The sequence below is a fragment of the Methylocella tundrae genome (assembly GCF_901905185.1).
Classification (GTDB): Bacteria; Pseudomonadota; Alphaproteobacteria; order Rhizobiales; family Beijerinckiaceae; genus Methylocapsa; species Methylocapsa tundrae.
Genome location: NZ_CABFMQ020000049.1, coordinates 1 through 390 on the forward strand (window position 1 = coordinate 1; position 390 = coordinate 390).

A 390-nucleotide genomic window follows, 5' to 3' on the forward strand; every position below is an offset into this window, starting at 1 on the left:
GCCGATCACCTTGCACCCGGGCGCGAGGTGCCCGGCCGCGAGCAGGCAGCCCGAGAGCAGCCCGCCGCCGCCCAGGCAGACGAACAGGTAGTCGAGCTGGGGCACATCCTCCAGCAGCTCCTGCGCCACCGTGCCCTGGCCGGCGATGACGTGGGCATGGTCGAACGGCGGCACCAGCACCATGCCGCGCTCTTCGGCCAGGCGCCGGCTGATGGCCTCGCGGTCTTCGCGGAAGCGGTCGTAGGTGACCACCTGGGCGCCGTATTCGCGCGTGGCGGCCATCTTGGAGGCGGGCGCGTCTTCGGGCATGACGATCACGGCGGGCATGTCGAGCAGGCGGGCCGAGAGCGCGACCGCCTGCGCGTGGTTGCCGGACGAGAAGGCCAGCAC

1 protein-coding gene is annotated in these 390 nt (G+C 72.6%); it reads right to left on the reverse strand.

Annotated elements, in window-relative coordinates:
- On the reverse strand, positions 1-390 hold a 390-nt coding region (locus MPC4_RS05330), incomplete at both ends, for a pyridoxal-phosphate dependent enzyme (RefSeq protein ID WP_174511612.1).